The 17,749-nt window shown below is 66.5% G+C and carries 14 protein-coding genes and 1 tRNA gene; 9 read left to right on the forward strand and 6 right to left on the reverse strand.

Annotation, left to right across the window (positions count from 1 at the left end; genetic code table 11):
* From ABGA94_RS13475 to ABGA94_RS13500, 6 genes are all read left to right on the forward strand, one after another.
* The coding region (locus ABGA94_RS13475) for a class I tRNA ligase family protein (RefSeq protein ID WP_375367530.1) at window positions 1-1,648 on the forward strand (1,648 nt) is incomplete at its 5' end.
* Window positions 1,648-2,172, forward strand: coding sequence for a signal peptidase II (lspA, locus tag ABGA94_RS13480; RefSeq protein ID WP_005415709.1), 525 nt, complete (start codon window positions 1,648-1,650; stop codon window positions 2,170-2,172). The genes ABGA94_RS13475 and lspA, both read left to right, overlap by 1 nt.
* Before the next feature lie 27 nt (window positions 2,173-2,199).
* The gene (gene ispH / locus ABGA94_RS13485; RefSeq protein ID WP_005415710.1) at window positions 2,200-3,150 is read left to right on the forward strand and encodes a 4-hydroxy-3-methylbut-2-enyl diphosphate reductase; all 951 of its coding nucleotides are present in this window, start codon (window positions 2,200-2,202) and stop codon (window positions 3,148-3,150) included.
* Window positions 3,151-3,352: 202 nt separating this feature from the next.
* Window positions 3,353-5,236 carry a M61 family metallopeptidase gene (locus tag ABGA94_RS13490; RefSeq protein WP_065185985.1) on the forward strand — a complete coding sequence of 628 codons (1,884 nt, stop codon included), beginning with the start codon at window positions 3,353-3,355 and terminating at the stop codon, window positions 5,234-5,236.
* On the forward strand, window positions 5,233-5,910 hold the full coding sequence (locus tag ABGA94_RS13495) for a lysoplasmalogenase (protein WP_375367532.1): 678 nt from the start codon (window positions 5,233-5,235) through the stop codon (window positions 5,908-5,910). Before ABGA94_RS13490 ends, ABGA94_RS13495 begins: the two co-directional genes overlap by 4 nt.
* Window positions 5,911-5,933: 23 nt before the next feature.
* Entirely contained in the window at window positions 5,934-6,440 is a 507-nt protein-coding gene (locus ABGA94_RS13500) for a hypothetical protein (protein WP_197598474.1), read from the forward strand.
* Window positions 6,441-6,554: 114 nt separating this feature from the next.
* Here the strand turns inward: ABGA94_RS13500 and ABGA94_RS13505 are convergent, their stop codons facing one another.
* The 5 genes from ABGA94_RS13505 to ABGA94_RS13525 are packed head-to-tail and all read right to left on the reverse strand — an operon-like array spanning window position 6,555 to window position 12,563.
* Window positions 6,555-7,262 carry a hypothetical protein gene (locus tag ABGA94_RS13505; RefSeq protein WP_197598475.1) on the reverse strand — a complete coding sequence of 236 codons (708 nt, stop codon included), beginning with the start codon at window positions 7,260-7,262 and terminating at the stop codon, window positions 6,555-6,557.
* Entirely contained in the window at window positions 7,259-8,215 is a 957-nt protein-coding gene (locus ABGA94_RS13510; protein ID WP_197598476.1) for a hypothetical protein, read from the reverse strand. Before ABGA94_RS13510 ends, ABGA94_RS13505 begins: the two co-directional genes overlap by 4 nt.
* Window positions 8,216-8,260: 45 nt before the next feature.
* Complete coding sequence (locus ABGA94_RS13515; RefSeq protein WP_375367534.1) at window positions 8,261-11,059, reverse strand: TonB-dependent receptor plug domain-containing protein; 2,799 nt, start codon at window positions 11,057-11,059, stop codon at window positions 8,261-8,263.
* An 11-nt stretch (window positions 11,060-11,070) separates the two neighbouring features.
* Window positions 11,071-12,039 carry a FecR domain-containing protein gene (locus tag ABGA94_RS13520; RefSeq protein WP_065178096.1) on the reverse strand — a complete coding sequence of 323 codons (969 nt, stop codon included), beginning with the start codon at window positions 12,037-12,039 and terminating at the stop codon, window positions 11,071-11,073.
* Window positions 12,036-12,563, reverse strand: a complete 528-nt coding sequence (locus ABGA94_RS13525) for an RNA polymerase sigma factor (protein WP_080352916.1) — start codon at window positions 12,561-12,563, stop codon at window positions 12,036-12,038. The genes ABGA94_RS13520 and ABGA94_RS13525 overlap by 4 nt, the downstream gene beginning before the upstream one ends.
* A gap of 236 nt (window positions 12,564-12,799) precedes the next feature.
* Between ABGA94_RS13525 and ABGA94_RS13530 the strand changes: the two genes are divergently transcribed.
* From ABGA94_RS13530 to ABGA94_RS13540, 3 genes are all read left to right on the forward strand, one after another.
* On the forward strand, window positions 12,800-15,673 hold the full coding sequence (locus tag ABGA94_RS13530) for an autotransporter domain-containing protein (RefSeq protein ID WP_375367535.1): 2,874 nt from the start codon (window positions 12,800-12,802) through the stop codon (window positions 15,671-15,673).
* A gap of 97 nt (window positions 15,674-15,770) precedes the next feature.
* Complete coding sequence (locus tag ABGA94_RS13535) at window positions 15,771-16,781, forward strand: 2-hydroxyacid dehydrogenase (RefSeq protein WP_375367536.1); 1,011 nt, start codon at window positions 15,771-15,773, stop codon at window positions 16,779-16,781.
* Between the two features lie 463 nt (window positions 16,782-17,244).
* Window positions 17,245-17,320, forward strand: a tRNA-Thr gene (locus tag ABGA94_RS13540).
* A 95-nt stretch (window positions 17,321-17,415) separates the two neighbouring features.
* Here the strand turns inward: ABGA94_RS13540 and ABGA94_RS13545 are convergent.
* Window positions 17,416-17,748, reverse strand: a complete 333-nt coding sequence (locus tag ABGA94_RS13545) for a hypothetical protein (RefSeq protein ID WP_375367537.1) — start codon at window positions 17,746-17,748, stop codon at window positions 17,416-17,418.
* Window position 17,749: the final 1 nt, after the last annotated feature.

A 17,749-nucleotide genomic window follows, 5' to 3' on the forward strand; every position in this document is an offset into this window, starting at 1 on the left:
TGACACCTGGGAACAGCCGTGGGGCGAACGCCGGCTCACCCGCAACCACTACAACGAGCTGACCGTGCAGCTGGCCGAAACCACCGGCAGCAAGCGCCGGCTGGATGTGGTGTTCCGCGCCACTCCGCAGTGGTTCATCTCGATGGACAAGGCCAACCTGCGCAGCGATGCGCTGGCTGCGATCGACACTGTCGGCTGGTTCCCGACCTGGGGCAAGGCGCGCATCCAGAGCATGGTCGACGGTCGCCCGGACTGGACCATCTCGCGCCAGCGCACCTGGGGCGTACCGATCGCACTGTTCACCCATCGCCAGACCGGCGAGATCCACCCGCGCTCGGTGGAGCTGATGCAGCAGGTCGCCGACCGCGTCGAAGCCGAGGGCATCGATGTGTGGTACTCGCTGGACGCCGCCGAACTGCTCGGCGCCGAAGCGGCCGACTACGAGAAAGTCACCGACATCCTCGACGTCTGGTTCGATTCGGGCGTGACCCATGAAGGCGTGCTCGCCGCGCGTGGCTTCGGCAAGCCGGCCGACCTGTACCTGGAAGGCTCCGACCAGCACCGCGGCTGGTTCCAGTCCTCGCTGCTGACCGGCGTGGCGATCGACAAGCGCGCGCCGTACAAGCAGTGCCTCACCCACGGCTTCACCGTGGATGAGCACGGCCGCAAGATGTCCAAGTCGCTGGGCAACGGCATCGAGCCGCAGGACATCATGAACAAGCTGGGCGCGGACATCCTGCGCCTGTGGATCGCCTCGGCCGACTACAGCAACGAGATGTCGCTGTCGCAGGAAATCCTGAAGCGCAATGCTGACGCCTACCGCCGCCTGCGCAACACCGCACGCTTCCTGCTCGGCAACCTGGACGGTTTCGATCCGGCCCGGCACCTGCAACCGCTCGAGCAGATGGTCGCGCTGGACCGCTGGATCGTGCATCGCGCCTGGGAGCTGCAGGAGAAGATCAAGACGGCCTACGACGGCTACAACATGGCCGAGATCGTGCAGCTGCTGCTGAACTTCTGCAGCGTGGATCTGGGCTCGCTGTACCTGGACGTGACCAAGGACCGCCTGTACACCATGCCGACCGATTCGCACGGTCGCCGTTCGGCACAGAGCGCGATGTACCACATCGCCGAAGCGTTCACCCGCTGGGTGGCGCCGATCCTGACCTTCACCGCCGACGAGCTGTGGGGCTACCTGCCGGGCGAACGTGCCGGCCATGTGCTGTTCACCACCTGGTACGACGGCCTGGCGCCGCTGCCGGCCGGTGCCCAGCTCAACGCCGCCGATTTCGACCAGCTGCTGGCTGTGCGCGAGCAGGTGGCCAAGGTGCTCGAGCCGATGCGTGCAAACGGCGCGATCGGTGCCGCGCTGGAAGCGGAAATCACCATCGCCGCCAGCGAAGAGCAGGCCGCGAAGTGGCAGCCGCTGGCCGATGAACTGCGCTTCCTGTTCATCAGCGGCGACGTGCAGGTGCGGCCGGCGACCACCGACGAGGTGTTCGTCAGCGCCCAGCCGACCACCAAGACCAAGTGCGTGCGCTGCTGGCACCATCGCGCCGATGTCGGCAGCAACGCCGACCATCCGGAACTGTGCGGCCGCTGCGTGAGCAACATCACCGGTGCCGGTGAAGTGCGGAGCTGGTTCTGATGGCCGCGTCCCGTCCGCATCCGAACGCCCTGGTCTGGCTGCTGCTGTCGGCCGCCATCATCGGCCTGGACCAGTGGTCCAAGGCCTGGGTGCTGTCGAGCCTGCCGGAGTTCCAGCCGGTGGTGGTCATCGACGGCTTCTGGAACTGGTACCGCACCTACAACACCGGTGCGGCGTTCAGTTTCCTGAGTGACGCCGGTGGTTGGCAGAAGTACTTCTTCACCGCGCTGGCGATCGCCATCAGCGGCCTGATGGCCTGGTGGCTGCGCGGCACCGCCCGTGGCAACTGGAAGGCTGCGGTGCCGTATGCGCTGATCATCGGCGGTGCCATCGGCAACGTGATCGACCGCCAGGTGCACGGCCATGTGGTCGATTTCATCCAGTGGTACGTGGGCAGCTATACCTGGCCCTCGTTCAACATCGCCGATTCGGCCATCGTGGTGGGTGCCATCGGCATCGCCCTGTTTGGCCTGTTCGACGGCAAGTCCGCCAAAAAGGCGGATAATGCCAATCCGAAACCGTAAGCCGGCCGCTGCCGGGAGATTGAACTGATGGATGTGCTGCTCGCCAACCCGCGTGGTTTCTGTGCCGGTGTCGATCGTGCGATCGAGATCGTCAAGCGCGCGATCGAAACGCTGGGCGCGCCCATCTACGTCCGCCATGAAGTGGTGCACAACCGCTTCGTGGTCGACGACCTGAAGCAGCGCGGCGCGATCTTCGTCGAAGAGCTCGACGAGGTTCCGGACAACAACACGGTGATCTTCAGCGCGCATGGCGTCTCCCAGGCCGTGCGCCAGGAAGCCGAGCGCCGTGGCCTGAAGGTGTTCGACGCGACCTGCCCGCTGGTGACCAAGGTCCACTTCGAAGTCGCCCGCCATTGTCGTGCCGGCCGTGACGTGGTGCTGATCGGCCATGCCGGTCACCCGGAAGTGGAAGGCACCATGGGCCAGTGGAACCGCGAAGCCGGTACCGGCCAGATCTACCTGGTCGAGGATGTCGAGCAGGTTGCCACGCTGCACATCAACCAGCCGGACAACTTCGCCTACACCACCCAGACGACGCTGTCGGTGGACGATACGCGCGGCATCATCGATGCGCTGCGCGAGCGTTTCCCGGCGATGCAGGGCCCGAAGAACGACGACATCTGCTACGCCACGCAGAACCGCCAGGACGCCGTGCGCGACCTGGCCAAGCGCTGCGACCTGGTGCTGGTGGTCGGTTCGCCGAACAGCTCCAACTCGAACCGTCTGAGCGAACTGGCCCGCCGTGAAGGTGTGGAGTCGTACCTGATCGACGGTGCGCACGAGATCGACCCGGCGTGGGTGGTGGGCAAGCAGCACATCGGCGTGACCGCTGGCGCCTCGGCGCCGCAGGTACTGGTCGATGGCGTGCTGGCGCGCCTGGCCGAGCTGGGTGCAACCGGCGTGGGCGAGCTGGAAGGCGAACCGGAATCGATGGTGTTCGCGCTGCCGAAGGAACTGCGTCTGCGCCTGGTCGACTGACCGGGAAGCGCCTCATCCACGCATGGCGTGGATCTACCGAAACCGCTCTGGTGGGTGCGAACCAGCACAAGGTGGGTGCGAACCTTGGTTCGCACGCCTTTGGCATGCACTGATGGGCGCACCGCCCCATGACCTTTGGCCATGGGGCAGGGCACTTTACAGGCCTAGCATCGGAGGATTCTCCGCTGTTGGATGCTGCCCGATGAAGACCCGAGCCCTGGTGATGTCCGTGCTGTTCGCGCTGGCTGCTTCGCCTGCACTGGCGCAGACCTCGCCGCCTGCCGACGCCGCGGCTCCCGGCCTGCTGCGCATCGATGTGGATGCGCGCGATCTCGCTCGCCGCATCTTCAAGGTGACCGCCACCGTACCGGTCAAACCCGGTCCGATGACCCTGCTGTACCCGCAGTGGATTCCCGGCAACCATTCGCCCACCGGGCCGATCGACAAGCTGGCCGGCCTGCGCGTGACCGCCAACGGCAAGCCGTTGGCCTGGCAGCGCGACCAGTACAACGTCTATGCGTTCAAGGTAGACGTGCCCGAGGGCGTCAGCGAGATCGTCGCCCACTTCGACTTCCTGTCCTCGCAGGGCGGCAGCCAAGGCCGGGTGGTGATGACCCCGGAGATGCTCAACCTGCAGTGGAATGCCAACTCGCTGTATCCGGCCGGCGTCGATACACGCGACCTGCAGGCGCAGGCCAGCGTGATCCTACCCAAGGGCTGGTCGTTTGCCACTGCGCTGGAAACCGCGCGCCGCGACGGCGATACCGTGGTGTTCAAGCCGATCTCCTATGACCACCTGGTCGATTCGCCGTTGTTTGCCGGCGAGCACTACCAGCGCATCGATCTCGATCCGGGCGCGAAGGTGCCGGTGCACCTCAATGTGTTTGCCGACGAGGCCAAGTCGCTGAAGCCGAGCGAGGCACAGATCACCCTGCACCGCGCACTGGTGCGGCAGGCCGACAAGCTCTACGGTGCGCGCCACTACAACCACTATGAATTCCTGCTGGCGTTGACCGACCGTCTTGGTGGCATCGGCCTGGAGCATCACCGTTCCAGCGAGAACAGTGCCGACCCGGGTTACTTCACCGAGTGGGACGACAACGCCTGGATGCGCGATCTGCTACCGCACGAGTACACCCATTCCTGGAACGGCAAGTACCGGCGTGGCGCTGACCTGACCACCGCCAACTTCAACACGCCGATGGGCGACAGCCTGCTGTGGGTCTACGAAGGCCAGACCCAGTTCTGGGGACAGGTGCTGGCGGCACGCTCGGGGCTGTGGTCGACGGCGCAGGCGCGCGACATGCTGGCCAATGTGGCCGCGACCTATGATCGCGGCCGCCCGGGCCTGGCCTGGCGCCCGTTGCAGGACACCACCAACGACCCGACCATCGCCCAGCGCCGGACGTTGCCGTACCGCAACTACCAGATGAGCGAAGACTATTACTCCGGTGGCCAGATGCTGTGGCTGGAAGTGGAGGGCAAGCTGCGCGAACTGAGCGGCAACCGCCGCAGCCTGGATGACTTCGCGCGCGCCTTCTTCGGGGTTGGCAACGGTGACTGGGACGTCAACCCCTACACCTTCGACGACGTGGTGGCGACCTTGAACGGCATCGTGCCGTACGACTGGACGACGTTCCTGCGCGGGCGCCTGGACGGCCACGGTTCGTTGACCGGGGGGCTGGAACTGGCGGGCTGGAAGCTGGTCTACCGCGATACCCCGAACGACGCCTACAAGGCGCAGGAAAAGCGTGCCAAGGCCGCACTGCTGGCCTATTCGCTGGGCGCGACCGTGCTCGACAGCGGCGTGGTCGGCGACGTGATCTGGGACAGCCCGGCGTTCAACGCCGGTCTTGCACCCGGCATGAAGGTGATTGCGGTTGGCGGGCGCGAGTACAGCAGCCAGCGCTTGAAGGATGCGGTGGCGACGGCGGCCAAGGACAAGGCGCCGATCGTCCTGCTGGTGAAGCAGTTCGACCGCATCGAGACGATGAACATCGACTACCACGGTGGCCTGCAGTATCCGGTGCTGGAGCGTATCGCCGGCAAGCCTGACCGCCTGGCGGACCTGTGGAAGGCGCGATGAAACCGCGCGCCCGCGATGGCGTGATCCTATTGATGGCGATCCTCGCCATCGTCGGCGCGTTCTTTCACGGTGACGGGCGCTGGCTGCATTGGCTGGCGAAGCCGGCGACCACGCTGCTGATCGCTGCCATCGCCTGGCGGGTGCGTGATCCTGCGCAGCCGTCCTACCGGCGCGCGGTGCTGGCCGGCATGCTGCTGTCGTGCCTGGGTGACATCGCGCTGATGTTGCCGATGGACGCGTTCGTACCGGGGCTGGTGGCGTTCCTGCTGGCGCACCTCTGCTACATCGTCGCCTTCCGTGAGGGCCTGCGAGCGGGCGGTGGATTGCTTGCCGCCACCGTGCTGCTGGGTGCATTCGCCGTGCTCAACGTAATGGGGCTGTGGCCGCACCTGCCGGCACCGATGCGCATCCCGGTGCTGGCCTACGTGGTGGTGCTGGCATCGATGGCAGTGTTGGCGCTTGCACGGCAGTGGCGCCGACCGCAGCCCGATGCCGTGGAGGCGCGCAGCGCACGCTGGGCCGCCGCCGGCGCGCTGCTGTTTGTCGCCAGCGATTCGCTGCTGGCCTGGGACCGCTTCGCCGGCGGCCTGCCACTGGCCAGCCTGCTGGTGCTGTCCACCTACTACGCCGCGCAATACGCCATCGCCCGTTCGGTTGTGCCTGGCCATCGGTAGCGTGGCCTCGTTATGATTTTCTGATGGATAGGGAAATCAACGTGCTGGCTGCAGTTATCGATGCCATACGGGCGGAGTGGTCGCGGCCCCGGGTCGCCATGCATCAGCATGGGGAGTGTCCTTTCCTGCTTCGATCTTCCTTTGTACAACGCAGTGCTGCGGTACCAGCAGACCGACGATTCCAGGGCTGTTCAGCGCAGTTGCTCGCATTCTGGGACAGGTACGCTTCGGCGGAATTGTTCAAGGACGAGCAATTCGGTCAATGGGGCATGGAGATGCTCAGCGTCGAGGATGCATACGTTCAGACGGCCTTTCTCGCTGGTTCGCGTCCGTTGGATTTCCGGAGCGGCGATGTCGTATTTGGCCGCTTCTACGGCGACTCAGATCTACTGGTGATGAACGCCTTAGGTTCGGTGCTGGTCTGCCTGCCTTTGGACGAGCGAAAAGACTGGCCTGAAGCATCGGACTCGCTTGCAGGCTTCCTATCCCGGCTGCATGAAGCCCAAGGTTCCAAGTACTGGGAGTTGTGATCCGTTGAGGGCATCCGCATTGGCTGCCCGCTAGTTCCAGTCTTATGGTCAGCGAAAAATGCTTGCTCTACCTGCTGGAGTACCGGCTGCCGGGGCTGGACTGGATCGCGCTGTCTACCGGCGACTAACGCCGCGCAGGGTGCCCTGTGCATCGAACTGCAGCCGCACGGATTCGCGGTCACCGGCGACGTCATCCGGCAGCCACACCAGCCTGCCGCCCTTGCGCACGATCACATAGACGTGGCCGACGTCACCCGGCGTGGCCATCAGCGCGTTGCGCTGCGCCTGCAGCGCCTGGGCCACGCGTGGCACCGCCTCGAAATCGATGTTGGCCAGCGCCGTGCTGCTGCGGCGCAGGGTGATGGTGGGCGCGAAGCGCTGCGGATCGACCGGGTCACCCTTGCGCCACTGGCCGTGCTCGAAGTGGTAGCTGTCCACGTGCGTAGGTTGCTGCGGATCGACCAGATCCAGATTGATGCGGCCATCATCGTAGAAGTGGATGCTGTGGAACACCATCAACCGGTGCCCGGCCAGGGCTGGCATCTGTTCCAGTGCCTGGCGGGCGGCCAGCAGGTAGTCCGCATCGAACAAGCGGTTGCTGCGTTCGGGCATCGGCATCGACCGCGGTTCGGGAATCGGTGCGAGCGAAGCAGGCCGCTCGCGCGGTGGAGGCGTGGTGATCGGCGTGGTTGCGCGGTCATCCTGCACCGAATGGCCCATCGTTTCGGCAAGGGTCTGCAGTGCCCCGCCGGCAACGGCGACGCCGGCCAGCAACAGCAGCACCATCGAAAATACCAGTCGCGTCGAGGGGGGCTGCTTCATACACCCTCCAGGCGAACGTTGCCGCGATCTTCCGGGTCGTACAGCAGCGTGACCTGCTCGCGTGGAAGGTTGGCCAGCTCGATCAACGGGATGAAGCGGCGCACGCTCACCTGCTGTATGCCACCTTCGCGGTCGGTGTACTCCAGCTGGAACTCCACCTGCGGCTGCTCGTTGAGGTAGGTGCCGGTCTGGCGCAGCTTCAGCACCTTCGCATCCACGCCGATGCCGCGGTACTTCAGCGCGTCGCCGCGCGCATCGGCCTGCAGCAGGCGCCCCAGGACGCGCAGGCCCAGGGCGTAGCCGCACAACACCAGCGGGCACACCAGCAGTGGGTGGCCGAAGGACATGAACGTCCAGCCCAGGCCCTCGCTCTGCAGCCGATAGGCGAGCACGTAGGCGCTGGCAACCACGACGATGCCGATGACCACGCCGGCGCCGCGGCGCCAGAGGCTGGCGACATCAAGTTCGGGCTGGGCGCCCTCCAGCACCACATTGGGGAACGCACCCGGCGTCCGGCTCAGGCGAACCTCGATGCGCTGGCCGGCCACGAAACGCTGCAGCTGCGGTTTGCTGTCCACCACCAGCATCTGTTCATGGATCGGCGTGCCGGACAGGTTCTGGAAGCCAAGCTTCAGTCTCCACTGCGCGAAGCCGCGCACGTGCACGCCGGTCTGCTCGGCCTGTTCGATCAACGCATCACGCGGCTCACCGTCGGCCAGGATGGTGCGCACCCGATGCAGCGCGCGCGGCGGGCCCAGCAGCAGGTAGTGCAGGAAGGCGAGCAGCAACGCGAGCCACAGGGCCAGCGACAGGGCGAGCAGCAGCAGGGCCAGCCATGGCGCGCTGCGGTCGGCCAGTGGCACCGGCCACGACGTGCCGAAGTAGAGGATGCAGGGGAAGGGCAACGCGAAGAACAGCAGGAACGCGCCCCAGAACCAGAGATAGGCCTTCATGGGGTGGTGGGGGACCGATGGAACAGGGCGCGTAGGGTACTACGCTCAGCGGATCTGCAGGGTCAGCAGGAAGTAGCGGCCAAGTGGATCGTCCAGCCCCGGCATCTGGCCGCCATTGCCGACCAGGTAGTTCACCGGTTGCGTGTCGAGCACGTTGTGCACGTCCAGCGCGGCGACCAAGCGCGGCCCCAGCCGCCTTGCCAGGTGCAGGTTCCAGCGCAGCTGCCGCGGATTCATGCAGTGGTTCTGCTCGCGCTGTTCCTCCGGGCATTCCGCACCGGGCAGCCAGGCACGCGTGCGCCCTACCTGGTTGCCGCGCAGGGCGATGTCCCAGTTGCTGTTCTGCCACTGCACATTGAGCACGGCGGCCATCGCTGGCGTGACATGGCCACGCAGGTCCACCGTCGCTTCATGGCCACGCTCGCGGCGCAGTTCCTGCTGCTTCAGCGCATCGAGCGAGAACAGCCACTGGCCGGTGCTGCCGGTGTCGATGTGGTACTCCCCGCGCAGAACAAGGTTGCGCGACGTGGTGCGGCCGATGTTGTCGAAGGACAGGCGCAGGTTGTGCAGGTTGCCGTCCTCGTCCAACTCCCACGTGCTTGAATTCCACACTGCGTCGGCCGGTTGCAGGGCCAGGATCTCGTTGCGCAGTTCGACGATGTTGTGGGTCAGCGACAGTGAAAACGCATCGGTCGGTGTCCAGGTCGCACCCAGGGAATGGCTGCGCGACCGCTCCGCTTTCAGCGCATCGTTCTCCACCACGTCCACGGTTACGCTGCAGCGTCCGTTGCCGTTGCTCTGCGCGCAGTTGGGCAGTGCGCTGGAGGCGGGTAGTTCGATCGCGCCGAAATAGCCCGGCGGCCGCCGTTGCTCGAACAGGCTGGGGGCCCGGTAGCCGCGCCCGGTGGCAAGCAGGAATGACCACTGCGGTGTCGGGCTCCAGCGTACGCCCACGCGGGGCGAGAAAGCCTGGTAATCGCCATCGCGGTCCCAGCGTGCTGCCAGGTCCATGCGCAGCGTGCGCGCCAATGGCAGGCCGAGTTCGGCGTAGGCACCGCCACTGCGGCGTGACAGGTGGCGTTGTTCCTGTGGCAGGCCCAGCGCCAGGTCGCCCTGGCTCAGCAGCGCGTCGGGATGCGACGTCCAGCGTTCCTGGCGCAGGTCGATGCCGGTGGCCACTTGTGCAGCACCGCCGGCCAATGGCATCAACTCGCGCTGCATGCCCCACCAGCCCTGCCACTGCTCGGTGCGCCCGCGGTTGCGGATCGACGGGAACAGCTGCGCGGCGGTCTCTGCCGGCAACGAGGTGAAGCCGGGCAGGAAATCCAGCGTCTCGGCAGCGCGCAGCAGTGGTTGGGCGCGCACGGTGCCGGACGTCGTCAGGGTGACATCGCTGCGCTGTGCGCTGATGCCGGCATCCCAGCTGCGGCGGCCCTGGTCGCGGCCCATGCCGAAGGTGACGTCGGCATCGGTGGCACGTACATGCGGACGCACGTTGCCGGCTTCGCGCAGCACGCTGTTGAAGGTGAACCCATAAAGCCCGATGGCTACGGCGGTCGGGCCGAGGTCGAAGCGTTGCCGGTTGTGGCTGGCCCGCGCCTCGGCGTAGGCGTAGCGACCTTCGCCGCGCTCATGCCGATAGCGCAGGTAGGCCGAGGCGGTGTCCGAGGCCGGTTGCAGCGAACGCGGGCGTGCGCTGTCAAACCAGCAGGCACCATCGCGCCGTTTCAATGGCCCTTCGCAGCGCTTTGCCGGCCAGTAGCGTCCATCGCGGAACGCGCCGATCAGGTACTGCGAGGTTTCCGCATGCCATTCGCGGCGATCGCCGGCCACGTGGTCGATGCGATGCAGGTCGACGCCAGCGAACCAGCGGTCCCCTCCGCCGCGCACGCCACCGGTGGCCGCCTGCAGGCGATACTGGCCGGCGTCGCCGCGCCCGCTCAGGCCGGTCTGCAGCATGGCTTCAGGGCCATCGGCCTGGTCACGCAGGATGATGTTGACCACGCCGGACATCGCGTCGGCACCATAGATGGCCGACGCACCGCCACGCACCAGTTCGATGCGCTCGACGAAGCTGAGCGGGATGCCCCCCAGGTCGGTGAGCCCGCCCTGTTCCAGCGACACCATCGGATAGCGTGGCAGGCGCCGGCCATTGACCAGGAACAAGGTCGCACGCGGACCCATGCCGTCCAGGCTGGTGGTGGTGGCCGCACCCACCGGCAGGTACTGCGAATCGCCACTGCGCGAGGTGCTCATCGCCGGGTGGCCGTTCATGCCCGGCAAGTGCCGCAGCAGGTCGAACAGGCTGCCGTAACCGCTGCGCAGGATGTCATCGCGGTCGATGATGGTCACCGGCAGCGTGGTCTGCACGGAGGTGCGCGGCAGCCGGCTGCCGGTGACATGGATCGGCGCCAGCTCCACCTGCGGTGGCGTCTCGGGCACCCCGCCCGGCGACGGTACCGCGGGCATCGCACGCGTCGCGACCGGCGGGGGCGATGGCGGTGCTGGCCGGGTGCGGCGGACGACGAATCCACCGGCAGGCGTGCGCAGGATGGTCACCGGCATGCCGGCGACCAGTTCCTTCAGGGCCGCGGCCGCATCGCGTTGGCCATGGGTGCCGGCCGTGCGCAGGCCATCCAGTTCACGCGCATCGAACAGCAGGGCGATGCCACTCTGGCGCGCCCATTGCTGCAGGGCCGGTGCGAGTGGGCCTGAACCCACATGGACCTCCAGGGTGCCGGCCTGTTCGGCTGCATCGGCAGAGGGCAGCGCGGCGATGCTCAGCGCGAAGCAGAACAGGGTGCAGAGCAGCCCCTCCCGCAGCGCGCCCGGTACTGCCTTCACTGCAGGCCTCCTCAGTACGTGCGGCGCAGTTCCAGCGCGCCATCCGGTCGCGTCTGGCCAGCTACCGACCAGCCCAGTTCCAGCGCCGACAGCAGTTCCTGCGCATCGCCGGCACGGAAGGTGCCACTCACGGCCAGGCTGGCGATCTCGGGATCGGCGATCACCAGCGGCGTGCGACCGTAGCGGTTCATGCGCTCGACCACGATCGACAGCGGCGTGGCATCGAACACCAGCTGTCCCTGCAGCCAGCCTTCGGCAGCGGCATTGGACGACAGCGCCGGGCCGGGCTGGAAGCGGCCCGATGGCAGCACCTGCAGCTGCTGGCCGGGTGCCAGGGTGTGCTGCGTCCCCCCATTGCTGACTTCCACCGCACCTTCCAGCAGTGCGACTTCGACCAGGCCGTCGTTCAGGCGCTCCACCTGGAAGGTGGTGCCGATGTCGCGGATGGTGCTGTCGCCGGCGCGCAGCTGCAGCGCCTTGCTCGACGGTGCGACCTGCAGCTGCACGCGGCCCCGTTCCAGCACCAGGTTGCGATGGCGCCAACCGAATCGGGCATGCAGCGTGGTGCCCGCATCCAGCGTGGCCACGCTGCCATCGGCCAGCGTCTGCTGCCGGGGCTGGTGGGAATCGTTGGCATAGCGCAGCGGTGTGGGGTTGCCGTCGATGGCGACCATCCAGCCGATCCCGATGGCCAGGCAGACGCCTGCGGCGGCGGCCACCGCCGGCAGCCAGCGACGCTGTGCCGGCCGTGCCGCACGTGCTGCGGCGGTGCGCAGCCACGGGTCAGCGGCCAGTTCTTCGCCCCGCTGGAACAGGGTCTCGGCCTGGATCCAGGCGCTGACATGGGCCGGGTCCTCGGCCAGCCAGTCCTCGAACCTCTCTCGCTCGCCCGGCGTGCAGTCCGGAGCCTCCAGCCGCGCCACCCAGGCGCTGGCGCGTTCAAACAGCAGGGTGTCTTCCCTGGGGCTGGCGTGACTCATCCGTTGTCCCTGTCGTTGTGCAGCGGATCCGATCCGAGTTCCTGGCGCAGGCCCTGCAGGGCGCGGGCGATATGTTTTTCCACGGTCTTGGCGGTGATTCCACAGTGCCGCGCGATCTGCGTATAGCTCATGCCGGTGATCCGGTTGAGCAGGTACACCTCGCGCGCGCGCTCGGGCAGCTTGAACAGGGCCTGCCGCAGCAGGGACAGCATCTGCCCGGACTCGGCCTGGCGCAATGGATCGGGCGACGTGCTGGAGGGCTCGTCGCCGCCATCGTGTTCGGCAAGGGACAGGTGTGGCCGCGACTGCGACGAGCGGCCACGGTCTGCCAGGCGGTTGCGGGCGATACGATACAGCAGCAACCGCAGCTCGTCGGCACTGTGTGCGCGATAGCGGATCAGCCGCTCCATGCAGTCCTGCGCGATGTCCTCGGCATCCTCCGGCCCAACGCCGCGCGTGCGCAGGAAAGCGCACAACGGCGCGCGTTCTTCCCGTACGAACGCAATGAACGCGTCCGTCGGCACGGACAGGTCCGGCGCGCGATGGATCAGAGGAGAGGGGGTGGACAGGGCTGGCCTCGGGCGTCGGTAGCGGGTGCGTCTTCGAGTTTTACGCGACGATGACCGGATGGGGAAGAGTGTGCATGGCCCCTGATTCCATTGTGAATGCATTCATGTTTCGGGGGCTGGTGCGCTGGGGGAGTTTGCGCCGCCCGGACGTTGAACTCCTGACCCGTGTGTTGCGGGTGGAGAGAGAACACATGAAGCATTCGAAGTTGAGCCTGGCCCTGGCCGGGCTGATGGGCATCACCGCCATGGCGGCGGTTGATGACGTCATGGCAATGAATTATCACGTGCGGGACGATCGCGTCTTCCTCAGCGGCGGCGTCACCGTCGCCGACGTGGTGGCGCTGCCCGCGCTGCTGGCCAAGGCACGGGCTGAAGGCCGTCCGATCCGCGAAGTCGTGCTGCGCACATCCAATGGTGGCGCGCTGATCGCCGGCGAGTGGCTGCAGGCGGTGATCCGCACCCAGGGCCTGGACACCATCGTGTCCGGCCACTGCATCTCGTCCTGCTCGATCATGCAGTCCGGTGGCGTCAACCGTTACCTCGGCGGCGATCTGCCACTGGTCGACTCGGTGCAGATCCATGCCGCCAGCAGTGGCGGCAAGATCACCTATGCGCCGTCAGCGCGCATGACCCAGATCTACACAGGCAACTACGGCGGCGGGATGGATGCGGGCCTGTTGCACAAGGCGATGTATGAAGTGGTTCAACCCAATGGCCTGCTGGTATTCCGCGACCCGGCGCGCACCACGGGTACATCGGTCACCTTCGATCCGGATGGCAGCGGCAGCAAGCTGGAGTCGTTCCCGGGCCAGGACATCCGCGGCAACAACATCATCAACACGGCAGGCTATCGCGATCCGGGCGACACCCTCCGTGTCACCAGCAACGTCAGCGGCGACATCAACCCGGGCTACCTGCGCACCGCACGCCAGCTGCAGGCCTTCGTCGACGACGATTTCGCGCGCTGGAACACCGACTGGGCCAGCACCTACATCAACTACGCGGTGAGCCTGTACAACGTCTCCACGGGGGGGGCGAACGGTATCGGCGCGCAGTCGTTGCAGCAGCTGCTCGCCGATCCCGACGTCCAGAATGAACTGCGCGGTCAGCTGCGGCTGGCCGATCTGGATGCCTCAACCCTGGCCAGTTCGGCGGGCGTGATCCGTGTCAGCAATGGCGCTACCTGGCGCACCGCCGAAACCACTGGCGCCGATTTCATTCTGGTGGACAACGGCACCATCGCACTGGAGGGTGGTGCGCTGCGCACCCCCGAGCTGCGCGTGATGCCGGGCAGCATCGTGGTCGGCCATGGTGATATCGCATCGGTCGGCACCGACAGCGATGCGCTGCTGGATGGCACCGGCCCGTCCTACCGCGAAGATGGCTTCAACCGCCTGCGCGTGTTCGGCACGCTGATGCCGCGTGGTGGTGATCTGGTGACCCACGGCTACGTCAACATCATGCCCGGCGGGCAGGTGCTGTTCGATGTTACCGAAACCGGTGGTACCGGCAGTGGCCGCCTGCGCGTCGGCAGCTTCTACGATGGCGGCTCCGAGGAGGGCGCGCTGGTGATCGCGCAGGGCGCACATCTGGCGCTGAACGTGGCCCAGGGCTTCTATGCCGGCACCTACCGTCGCGACCTGGTGGAAGGACCGATCTACCAGGGGGGCTTCCAGGATGCCGTGCGGCTGGGCGATGCCGGCTACAGCGCCAGCATCACGGCCGGTGAAGTGTTCCGCCCGCGCCACAATTCGCTGCTCAGCTTCAACGTCAACCAGACCGCCGACGGCCTGTGGCTGACCGCCAACCCGGGCTTCGATCAGCTGGGCCTGTTCGCCAACGGCACCTCCGGCGACGGCCTGGGGCGCGCGCTGGCCGCTGCAGCGGACCGCCAGGACAGCGGCCTGAAGTCGTTGCTCGGCGCGCTGCAGTTCAGCGACCGCGATGTGATCGCACAGCAGGCTGGCGCCCTGCGCGGTGATGCGCATGCCAGCCTGCGCCTGGCCGACAATGCACTGATCGGCAGCATCGGCAACGTGGTGCAGCAGCACCAGGCAGCGATGCGCAGTGGCGGCGATGCAGACGGGTTGGCTTCGCAGGCGGCGCAGTCGGTGTCGGCGCAGCCGGGCATGCGCCATGGCAGCCTGTTCAACCAGCTGGCCATGCATCTGGCTGAACCGGCCGGCGAGGCTGCTGGCGACAGCCGCGTGGCGGGGCGCAGCCATGGCCTGTGGGCGCGCGGTTTCGCCAGCCATGGCCGCATCGACGCCGACGGTGGTGTGGCCGGCCTGAGCCACACTGTCGGCGGCATCGTGATCGGTGCCGATACCCGCGTGGCCGATGACCGCGTGACCCTCGGCGTGAGCGTGGCCGCCGCCGACATGTCGACCAAGGCCAGCGACGGCTCCGGCTTCAGTGGCGACATACGCGCGCTGGATGTGGGCGGCTACCTGGATGCGACCTATTCGCGGGGCTACCTGTCGGCGGCCGTGCGCTACACCGACCTGCGGCATGACACCCGCCGCAGTGTCGGCGGCATTGATGGGCTGCAGCAGCCTCTGCGCGCGAAGTACAGCAACGATGCCATCTCGGCACGGGTGGAGCATGCGTTCTCCTTCACCACTGGAAAGGGTCTGGTGATCCAGCCGCTGCTGCCGGTGGTGGACTACGCACGGACCTCGGCCACCCGTTTCAATGAAGGGCAGGGCGCCGGTGCGCTGGTGGGCCGCAGCGGCAGCCTGGAGAGCATTCGTGTGGGTGCCGGCCTGCAGCTGTTCAAGACCTTCGAAGGCAACAACGCTGAGCGCATCACCCCGCGTGCCCGCGTGGTCTGGCAGAAGGAGCTGGGCGATTCGCAGGCGCGCTACAGCACCGGCTTTGCTGCGGCCCCGGACCTGGTGTTTGGTGCCAGCAGCCAGGCCGTGGGCGAGCAGGTGCTGGCCTGGAACGTCGGCGTGACCAGTCGCGCCAGCGAGCGCCTGTCGATCATGGCCGACTACGTGGGTGAGCGCCGCGACGGGCAGATCCAGAACGGCGTGATGCTGGGCCTGGGCTACCGGTTCTAAGGGGCACTCGGTCCCGGCGATATCCGTATCGCCGGGACCATCCCATCAGGGCAGGTGCTGCGGTATGGTCGGCAGGGAATTCCAGCCAGGCCTGTCCATGCAGATCGCCGTTTTCAGTGCCCGCCCCTACGATCGTCGCTTCCTCGACGAGGCCAACCAGCGCGATGCGGCCGGGCAGGGCTTTGCATTCGTGTACCTCGATGCCGCGCTGGACGTGCATACCGCTGCGTTGGCACAGGACTGCGCCGCGGTATGCGTGTTCGTCAACGACCGCCTCGACGCGCCGGTTCTGCACGCGTTGCATGCGCTGGGCGTACGCGCCATCCTGCTGCGCTGCGCCGGCTTCAACAATGTGGACCTGGCCACCGCGAAAGCGCTGGAGCTGTTCGTCGCACGGGTGCCGGCCTATTCCCCCGAAGCCGTGGCCGAGCACGCGCTGGCGCTGGTGATGACGCTCAACCGGCAGACCCATCGCGCCTACAATCGCGTGCGCGAGGGCAACTTCATGCTCGATGGCCTGCTCGGCCGCACTCTGCATGGGCGCACGGTCGGCATCGTCGGCACCGGCAAGATCGGCCTGGCCACCGCGCGCATCTTCCACGGCATGGGCTGCACCGTGCTGGGGCATGACCCGTATCCATCGCCGGCCTTCGCCGGCGTGGGCGACATGGTTGGGCTGGATGAACTGCTGGCGCGCTCCGATATCGTGTCGCTGCATTGCCCGCTGACACCCGATACCCAGCACCTGATCAACGACGCCTCGCTGGCGCGGATGAAGACCGGCGCGATGCTGGTCAACACGTCACGCGGCGCGCTTGTGGACACCCACGCGGTGATCCGCGCGCTGAAGTTGCGGCGGCTCGGCCAACTGGCCATCGACGTCTACGAGCAGGAAAGCGCGCTGTTCTTCCAGGACCTTTCCGGCGAGATCATCGACGACGAGGCCTTCCAGCGCCTGATGACCTTCCCCAACGTGCTGGTGACCGGCCACCAGGGGTTCTTCACCGTAGAGGCGCTGCAGGAGATCTCGGCAATCACGCTGGGGAACCTGCGGGATTTCGCCGAGGGGCGGGTGTGTGCGAACCGGGTGGAGACATCGCTGAGATGATTGGAAGTCATGAGGGGTGTGCGTTTTCATACCTATCATTGAGGGGCGCAGATGAAACGCTTAGTCACCTTGAAAGTTGGGCTGCTGTTTCCATTGCTGATGGCGGGCGGCTGTGCAGCGGAGGAGTCCCGAGGCGAGAAGGGGTGGGAAGGGCTAGAACGATGCGTGACAACAATCGAGACTTACGTTCAAGAGACGAGGGGATGGAAACGGGAGATGTATCGGATTGCGGAGGAGTCTTCCGGCACCGCAGATAGTGGCTTCTCGGTCCAGCACGTCCATGACAGGGTTCTGTTGCCAGAAGGCGGACTGAAGTCATTTCATGTTGATCTCGACCTGCGATGTTCCAGGGTCATCCGTGAAAGCCACTTTCAGTAGCTGATAGCCGCTTGTTGGCCCATGAAGAGGGTAGATGCGCGGCCATTGACCGCATGTTGCTTGTAGTCCTACAATGCCTAGCTAGGCCGGAATAGCTCAGTTGGTAGAGCGGCGCATTCGTAATGCGTAGGTCGCAGGTTCGACTCCTGTTTCCGGCACCAGTTGTAATGAAAAGCCCCGGCCTTGGTTGGGGCTTTTTGTTTGCGCCCGTCGGTGATCCTTGGATGGCCACCTCACTGAAGGTTGCAAGCCTTCATCAACGTCTCGTCATCCCCGCACCCCGTGCCAGCCACCACGCCAGCTGCCGGAGATAACCACCCGCGGCTCCAGCCGATGCACCCATCATCAGGCGTGCAAGCACTCTGATCCCGCGCGCGGCCCGCTCCCGCACCCAGGGCAGTACCGCCACCACCTGCGCACCCAGCAACAGCATCAGCACGTCCAGCCCCAGCGCATCCACCACCGGTAACAACGGCAGCAGATCCGGATTGCAGGCCAGCATGATCACCAGTGCAGCACCCAGCACGGCCATCAGGCGGCCTCCGGCGGGCAGGGTGGTCCAGCGCATCAGGCGGTTGTTCAGGCGCACG

The sequence above is a fragment of the Stenotrophomonas sp. 3diitr2024 genome, assembly GCF_042136455.1.
Taxonomy (GTDB): domain Bacteria; phylum Pseudomonadota; class Gammaproteobacteria; order Xanthomonadales; family Xanthomonadaceae; genus Stenotrophomonas; species Stenotrophomonas sepilia.